The organism is Haemophilus sp. HMSC066D02 (assembly GCF_001810545.1).
Taxonomy (GTDB): domain Bacteria; phylum Pseudomonadota; class Gammaproteobacteria; order Enterobacterales; family Pasteurellaceae; genus Haemophilus_D.
The window spans coordinates 1-8,141 of the sequence record NZ_KV801804.1 but is presented as its reverse complement, the minus strand read 5'-3'; the positions used below and the strand labels follow the sequence as shown (position 1 = coordinate 8,141).

Annotated in this window: 4 protein-coding genes and 1 pseudogene; all 5 read left to right on the top strand. The window is 39.2% G+C overall.

Annotated features, from left to right (window positions below; all coding sequences use genetic code 11):
* Window positions 1-146: 146 nt before the first annotated feature.
* The 5 genes and pseudogenes from tsaE to glnE all read left to right on the top strand — a co-directional run bounded on the left by tsaE (window position 147) and on the right by glnE (window position 7,986).
* Window positions 147-617 carry a tRNA (adenosine(37)-N6)-threonylcarbamoyltransferase complex ATPase subunit type 1 TsaE gene (tsaE, locus tag HMPREF2750_RS00290; protein WP_049384644.1) on the top strand — a complete coding sequence of 157 codons (471 nt, stop codon included), beginning with the start codon at window positions 147-149 and terminating at the stop codon, window positions 615-617.
* An 11-nt stretch (window positions 618-628) separates the two neighbouring features.
* The gene (locus HMPREF2750_RS00285) at window positions 629-2,242 is read left to right on the top strand and encodes an N-acetylmuramoyl-L-alanine amidase (RefSeq protein ID WP_070582141.1); all 1,614 of its coding nucleotides are present in this window, start codon (window positions 629-631) and stop codon (window positions 2,240-2,242) included.
* An 8-nt stretch (window positions 2,243-2,250) separates the two neighbouring features.
* Window positions 2,251-4,095 (top strand): DNA mismatch repair endonuclease MutL, encoded by a 1,845-nt coding sequence (gene mutL, locus HMPREF2750_RS00280; protein WP_070582140.1) that lies wholly within the window; start codon window positions 2,251-2,253, stop codon window positions 4,093-4,095.
* 1 nt (window position 4,096) lies between these two features.
* Window positions 4,097-5,049, top strand: a pseudogene (gene miaA / locus HMPREF2750_RS00275) (tRNA (adenosine(37)-N6)-dimethylallyltransferase MiaA).
* A 3-nt stretch (window positions 5,050-5,052) separates the two neighbouring features.
* Window positions 5,053-7,986, top strand: a complete 2,934-nt coding sequence (gene glnE, locus HMPREF2750_RS00270; RefSeq protein WP_070582139.1) for a bifunctional [glutamate--ammonia ligase]-adenylyl-L-tyrosine phosphorylase/[glutamate--ammonia-ligase] adenylyltransferase — start codon at window positions 5,053-5,055, stop codon at window positions 7,984-7,986.
* Window positions 7,987-8,141: the final 155 nt, after the last annotated feature.

Below are 8,141 nucleotides of genomic sequence, written 5' to 3'. Positions count from 1 at the left end.
TCGCGAGTTCGAGCCTCGTTTCCCGCTCCAAATTCTCAATCCGTTGCTGAAAAGCAGCGGATTTTTTTATTGTATTTTCCCTACATATTCCCTTCAAAATACGATAAAATCCCCCAGAAACTTTAACCTAAAAAATCACTCTAAGAATGACCGAATTAACCCAATACATTCCTGATGAAGGCACGATGCTCCGTTTTGGTAAAAAACTCGCAGAAGTGCTTGTAAAACAACCGAAAGATAACGCCATTGTGCTTTATTTTAATGGCGATCTTGGTGCAGGGAAAACCACCCTGACTCGTGGAATGGTGCAAGGTTTAGGCTACCAAGGCAATGTCAAAAGTCCTACTTATACGTTAGTGGAAGAATATAGCATCGCAGGAAAAATGATTTATCACTTTGATTTATATCGTCTTGCCGATCCTGAAGAATTGGAATTTATGGGTATTCGTGATTATTTCAGCCAAAATTGTATCTGCTTAATCGAATGGGCAGAAAAAGGTGAAGGTATCTTGCCTGGAGCTGATTTATTGGTGAATATTGACTATTACGACGATGCTCGCAACATTACGCTAATTGCTCAAAATTCAGTGGGCGAGCATATTTTGACACAACTATAAAATTGACTTACATGAAAGCAAAATTTTCGTTTCTTTTTGGAATATTTTCTCTAATTTCTACCACCGTATTTGCCACGCCACAATGGACAATTGCCATTGATCCCGGCCACGGCGGTAAAGATCCCGGTGCAATCGGAAAAAATCTCGGCATTTATGAAAAAAATGTCACCCTTTCGATTGCACGAGAATTAAAAGCCTTACTAGATAAAGATCCTAATTTCAAAGGTGTTTTAACACGTAGTAGCGATTACTACATTTCCGTGCCAGAACGTTCTGAAATTGCGCGTAAATATAAAGCAAATTTCCTTGTGTCTATTCATGCTGACTCCTCTCTTAATGCAGACCAACGTGGTGCATCTGTTTGGGTGCTATCCAATCGCCGTGCCAACGATGAAATGGGTCAATGGTTAGAAGATGATGAAAAACGCTCTGAGCTTTTAGGTGGTGCAGGAAAAGTACTTTCCAATAACAATGACAAATATTTAGATCAAACTGTACTCGACCTACAATTTGGTCACAGCCAACGTACAGGCTATGAACTTGGTAACAGCATTCTACGTCGCTTTGCTCGCGTAACCTCATTAAGTCGTAGCACGCCACAACATGCAAGTCTTGGCGTATTGCGTTCACCCGATATTCCTTCTGTTCTGGTGGAAACAGGTTTCCTTTCCAATATGGAAGAAGAACAAAAACTGAATACCATTGCTTATCGTCGTCGTATTGCTTATATGATTTATGAAGGCTTAGTCGCTTATCGCAATGGTAATTTAAAATCGATTGCTGTTCCACCTAGTGATGAGCAAGACAGCAAATTAACAAAATCAAACGATAAAAACAATGAAAAATCAGACCGCACTTCCGATGTAAAAGACAGTGGTATTCGCCATAAAGTGAAATCAGGCGAAAGCATTGGTAGTCTGGCAAATAAATATGATGTTAAAGTCAGTGAAATCATTGAGTTAAATAAACTGAAACGCAAAGAACTTTGGTTAAATGAAACCATTAAGATTCCTGATAATGGTAAAGGCAAAAAAACGGAAGAGCCAACTAAAAAAGAAGAGAAAAACATCGAAAAATCTGACCGCACTTCCGATGTCAAAGACAGCGGCGTACGTCATAAAGTGAAACCGGGTGAAAGCATTGGTAGCCTGGCGAACAAATATGATGTAAAAGTCAGTGAAATTATTGAGTTAAATAAACTGAAACGTAAAGAACTCTGGTTAAATGAAACCATTAAAATTCCTGATAACGGCAAAGGCAAAAAGGTAGAAGAAAAACCTAAATCGGATGATAAAGCCAAAGCCGATAACAAAGGAAAAAACAGCAAGATTGTTGAAGCTGAAAAAGCCGTTTCTAAAAAAGATAAAAAACAAGAAAAAACTGAGAGTAAAAAAGAGCCTGAGAAAAAAGGCAACGATAAAAAAGACGCTTCTTCAAAAGAGAATGAGAAGAAAGATAATGGCAAGAAAGAAATCCCGCTTTATCACACAGTAAAAGCTGATCAAACTATCTATGCTATCTCTCGTGAATACAATGTACCAGTTAATCGTCTTTTAAAACTGAACCCAACATTGAAAAACGGCAAAGTCGTAACTGGGCAAAAAATCAAACTTAAAGAAAAATAAGGAATCCTATGGCAATCAAAATTCTTTCTCCACAGCTGGCTAATCAAATTGCCGCAGGTGAAGTGGTCGAACGCCCTGCTTCTGTGGTGAAAGAATTGGTGGAAAACAGCCTTGATGCTGGTGCCAATAAAATTCATATTGATATCGAAAACGGCGGAGCTAGCCTGATTCGTATTCGAGATAATGGTAGTGGGATTCCTAAAGAAGAATTAAGTCTCGCACTCGCTCGACATGCAACCAGTAAAATTGCTGATCTCGATGATCTCGAAGCCATTTTAAGTTTAGGTTTCCGTGGTGAAGCCCTTGCCAGTATAAGCTCAGTTTCTCGTCTAACCCTTACCTCTCGCACAGCAGAGCAAAATGAAGCATGGCAAGTCTATGCACAGGGGCGAGAGATGGAAACTACAATTAAACCCGCGTCTCATCCAATCGGCACAACAGTTGAAGTCGCGAATCTCTTTTTTAACACGCCTGCTCGTCGTAAATTCTTACGCACTGATAAAACAGAATTTGCTCATATTGATGAAGTCATTCGCCGAATTGCTTTAGCAAAATTTAATATTGCTTTTACACTCACTCATAACGGCAAAATGATTCGACAATATCGTCCTGCAACGAATGAAGAACAACAACTAAAACGCGTTGCTGCCATTTGTGGCGATGATTTTGTTCAACATGCCTTACGCATTGATTGGAAACATGATGATCTGCATCTTTCTGGCTGGGTGGCGACACCTGAGTTTACACGTTCTCAAAATGATTTGAGCTATTGCTATATCAATGGACGAATGGTGCGTGATAAAGTGATCACCCACGCCATTCGCCAAGCTTATGCAGAACATTTGCATACTGAACAATACCCTGCATTTGTGCTATTTATCGACCTCAATCCACATGATGTCGATGTCAACGTACACCCTACAAAACACGAAGTGCGTTTCCATCAAGCTCGATTAATTCATGACTTTATCTGCCAAGGCGTAACAAATGCACTCAATGCCATTCCTCAAGCTGCAGTGGATTTAGCTCCAGCGATAAATGAGGCAAGAGAGCCTTCGCCTTCGTATCAAACCCACTATGAACCGAAACCCAATCGTGCAGCGGCAGGGCAAAATATTTTCGCTTCGAATTATCATCAGCCTCGCGAAAAACAATCAGAAAATCGACCGCACTTTTCAAACCGTAGTGAGTACGTTCCGTCATATGGTTATCGTGAACAACCTACAAAGACGGAACAACGCTTATATGGTGAATTAGTACGTTCAACAGAAGCTTCTCAAGTTTTAACAACACCTGTCGCTGAACAACTCCCACAGACAAGTGAAACAGGCTATTTACGCGCATTAGCATTAATTGAAAATAAAGCATTGCTTTTACAACAAAATCAGCTGTTTTATTTGATGTCATTAGCTAAATTGCAAACCTTAAATTATGAATTAACCTTACAACAAGGTGAAATTTCACAACAGCCATTGCTCATCCCGATTATTTTCCGCTTAGATGAAAAACAATTTGAACAATGGAAAAAACAAAAAGCTTTTTTCCAACAAAGTGGTTTTGAATTTATTGAAAATGAAGCCCAGCTACGTCTCACTCTAAATAAAGTGCCTACGGTTTTACGTACACAAAATTTGCAAAAATGTGTGGTGAGCCTACTTGCTGAACATCTAGAAAATATGCCTGACTTCCTGACCTCACTTTGTCAGACGCTAGAGGTGAAACCGATTCAAGTGTTAGCAGATGCGGTCAGCTTATTAAGCGAAACGGAACGCTTACTGAATAAAGCTCATCAAGAGAAATTTAATACATTACTGAAACCGATTAACTGGCAGCCCTTTTTAACTGATTTGTAATATGACACAAAAAACTGACTCCAAACCAACCGCACTTTTTCTGATGGGACCGACGGCCTCAGGAAAAACGGATCTTGCTATTCAATTACGTCAAAGCCTGCCAGTGGAAGTGATCAGTGTCGATTCTGCATTAATTTATAAAGGCATGGATATTGGCACGGCAAAGCCTTCTAAAGAAGAACTTGCCCTTGCTCCTCACCGCTTAATCGATATTTTAGATCCCGCTGAAAGTTATTCTGCGATGAATTTTCGTGACGATGCGATCAGAGAAATGGCTGATATTACCGCGCAAGGCAAAATTCCACTTTGGTTGGCGGCACGATGTTGTATTACAAAGCATTGATTGAAGGACTTTCTCCTCTTCCATCAGGTGATGAAAATTTACGCTTAGAAATTGAAGAAAAAGCACAAAAACTTGGCTGGCCAGCACTTCATCAAGAATTACAAAAAATTGATCCTATTTCAGCAGAGCGTATTAATCCAAATGATTCACAGCGCATTAATCGTGCATTAGAAGTATTCTATTTAACGGGTAAATCATTAACTGAATTAACCGAACAAAAAGGCGAAAAATTGCCTTATCAATTTTTACAATTCGCGATTGCACCAGAAGATCGCGCGGTATTACATCAACGTATCGAACAACGTTTCCATAAAATGATCGAATTAGGCTTCCAAGAAGAAGTGGAAAAACTCTATCAACGAGAAGATCTCCATCCAGATTTGCCTTCTATCCGCTGTGTGGGCTATCGCCAAATGTGGGAATATTTACGAGGTGACTATGATCATGAAGAAATGCTCTTCCGGGGGATTTGTGCAACTCGACAATTAGCCAAACGACAAATCACTTGGCTGCGCGGCTGGAAAACACCATTAAATTGGCTAGATAGTCTGCAACCGCAACAAGCCAAAGAAATCGTACTACGCAAAATTGACGAACATTTTAAGGGGTAAATTATGTCGCTTTCACTTCCGCTTTCGACTGAAAAACTCATTCAACTTGGCGAAGTGCTTTGCCAATATTTCCCTGAAATGAATCTTGATGAATTAACCCAACAAATCGAGCGAGATGCAACAGATCTCACAACACCAATCGGACAAATAAACTATGCCATCAGTCTGTCTGATTTCTTGGAAAAAGTCTTAAAAAAACAACCGCACTTTTTAGCCCAATGGTGGGAAACACCTCCTCAATTTTCAGATTGTCAACATTATGCTAGCCGTTTAGCTTACCAACTCTCCACTATCCAAAACGAAGAACAGCTTTACAAAACGCTACGAAATTTTCGTAATCAAGAAATGGCAAAACTTAGTTTCTGTCAAAGCTTAAATCTTGCCACCGTAGAAGAAATTTTTATTCGTCTTTCTCAACTTGCAGAGAGTCTTATCATTGGTGCGAGAGATTGGCTATATAAACAAGCTTGCGAAGAAATGGGCACGCCTTGTGATGAAAATGGCAATCCTCAGCAACTCTATATTCTTGGTATGGGAAAATTAGGTGGTTTTGAGCTAAATTTCTCCTCTGATATTGATTTAATTTTTACCTATCCTTCACAAGGCGAAACCGTTGGGGTAAGACGAGCCGTTGATAACGCCAAATTTTTTACCCGTTTAGGACAGCGTCTAATTAATGCGTTGGATCAATTTACGCCAGATGGCTTTGTCTATCGTACAGATATGCGTCTTCGTCCTTTTGGCGACAGCGGTGCACTTGCCTTAAGTTTTTCGGCAATGGAGCAATATTACCAAGATCAAGGGCGAGATTGGGAACGCTATGCCATGATCAAAGGGCGTATTTTAGGCGCTGATGCGCAAGATCCCAATGTAAAAACCTTACAACAATTACTTCGTCCTTTTGTGTATCGACGCTATATTGATTTTAGTGTGATTCAAGCTTTACGTGAAATGAAAGGTAAAATTGAGCGTGAAGTGCGTCGTCGCGGCTTAAAAGACAATATTAAACTAGGTGCAGGTGGGATTCGAGAAATCGAATTTATTGTGCAAGTTTTTCAACTGATTCGAGGTGGACGTGAGATTAAGCTCCAACAACATGAATTGCTTAAACTTCTCCCTGAAATACGAGATCTTGGTTTAATTACGCCTCAACAATATCATGAATTAAGAGACGCTTATATCTTCCTTCGTCGTACTGAAAACGTGCTACAAGCCATTGATGATCAACAAACGCAACTTCTCCCAACAGATGAAGAAAATCGCCTTAGATTAATGGTTGCTTGTCGAGAATACACTTATTTAGATGAGAACAATCAAACTACGATGAAATCTTATCCAATTGAAAACTGGGATGATTTCTATCAAATACTACAAGCACACCAACAAAAAGTGCGGTCAGTTTTTGATGCATTAATTGGTGAAGAAAAAGATGAACCTACCGATGACAATAGTCAGTGGATTGATTTTTTAGAAAGTGATCTTGATGACATTGAACAAATGCTGATTGATAATCACATTGATGATAACGCAATTTCCGATATCTTAGATAAACTTATTCAATTCAAAGAGGGGCTTGCGCGCCGTGTTATTGGCTCTCGTGGTCGAGAAGTTTTAGCTCACTTATTACCAAATATCTTTACCCAAATATTTGAGCAAAAAAATTACCGTACTTTATTGCCACGCATTCTTAATATTATCGATAAAATTGCGAGTAGAACGACATATTTGGAATTGCTCTTAGAAAATCCTCAAGCCATTGAGCAGCTAATTGAACTATGTGCGCAATCCCAGATGATCGCTGAACAAGTGGCTCGCTATCCTATTCTACTTGATGAATTATTAAATACTGAAGCGCTACGTAATCCATTGCCGTTCACACAGTATCCTGATGAATTGAAGCAATATATGCTGCGATTACCGCAAGATGATGAAGAACAATTTATTGATGGTTTACGCCAATTCAAACAGTCTATTTTATTACGCGTTGCAGCCGCAGATATTCTCGGCGTATTGCCTGTTATGAAAGTGAGCGATCATCTCACTTATCTGGCTGAAGCAATCATTGATGCGGTTGTCAATTTTGCTTGGCAACAAGTCAGTCAACGATTTGGGGTCCCCGAACATCTTGTAGATAAAACTGAAAAAGGCTTTTTAGTTATTGGCTACGGCAAATTAGGCGGAATTGAACTCGGTTATAAATCTGATTTGGATTTAGTCTTTTTATACCAAGCTGTTGAAGGCCAAACCATTGGTGGAAAAAAATCCATTGATAGTAATCAATTCTATTTAAGATTGGCTCAAAAAATTGTCAGTATTTTTAGTATGAATACCAGTGCAGGCATACTTTACGATGTTGATATGCGCTTACGGCCTTCAGGCGATGCAGGCTTATTAGGCTGTTCACTTCAAGCATTTGAGAACTATCAACTCAATGAGGCTTGGACATGGGAGAAACAAGCGCTTGTCCGTAGCCGTGCTATTTTTGGTGAAACTGAATTAAAAGCAGAATTTGAAAAAATTCGCTGTAATGTACTTTCCGCTCAAAGAGATATTAATCAGCTAAAAATCGAAGTAAGAGAAATGCGTGAAAAAATGTACGACCATTTATCTCATACAAAAGACGGCTTTTTTAATATCAAAACCGATCGTGGCGGCATTACTGATATTGAATTTATTGCCCAGTATCTGATGCTTGCGAATGCCCCAGCTAATCCAATATTAACCAAATGGTCTGATAACGTCCGTATCTTTGATTCAATGGCAGAATATCACATTATTTCTCTAACAGAATGTGAAAAGCTCAAATCCTGCTACGTGACACTACGTAATAAAATTCATCACCTGAACTTATTAGGAAATCCTGTCATTGTTGATGATTCGGCGTTTGCAGAAGAAAGAGAGTTTGTTTGTTCTTTCTGGAATAAGCTATTTTCTTAAAAGATTAAAGGAGTCTATCTCCAGATATTTGGGATAAACTCCTTTTTATATATTCTCTACGTAAAAACAGCCTAACTTTCTACTGCACTTATATTGTCAAAGTAATCTTTCACAAAACTTCATAAACAAAAACCCCAAGCCATTCAGCTCGGGGT

Bases quoted from the DNA above. Each gene is read 5' to 3' on its own strand.
- tsaE (WP_049384644.1), top strand. From the start codon at position 147: ATGACCGAATTAACCCAATACATTCCTGATGAAGGCACGATGCTCCGT.
- HMPREF2750_RS00285 (WP_070582141.1), top strand. From the start codon at position 629: ATGAAAGCAAAATTTTCGTTTCTTTTTGGAATATTTTCTCTAATTTCT.
- mutL (WP_070582140.1), top strand. From the start codon at position 2,251: ATGGCAATCAAAATTCTTTCTCCACAGCTGGCTAATCAAATTGCCGCA.
- glnE (WP_070582139.1), top strand. From the start codon at position 5,053: ATGTCGCTTTCACTTCCGCTTTCGACTGAAAAACTCATTCAACTTGGC.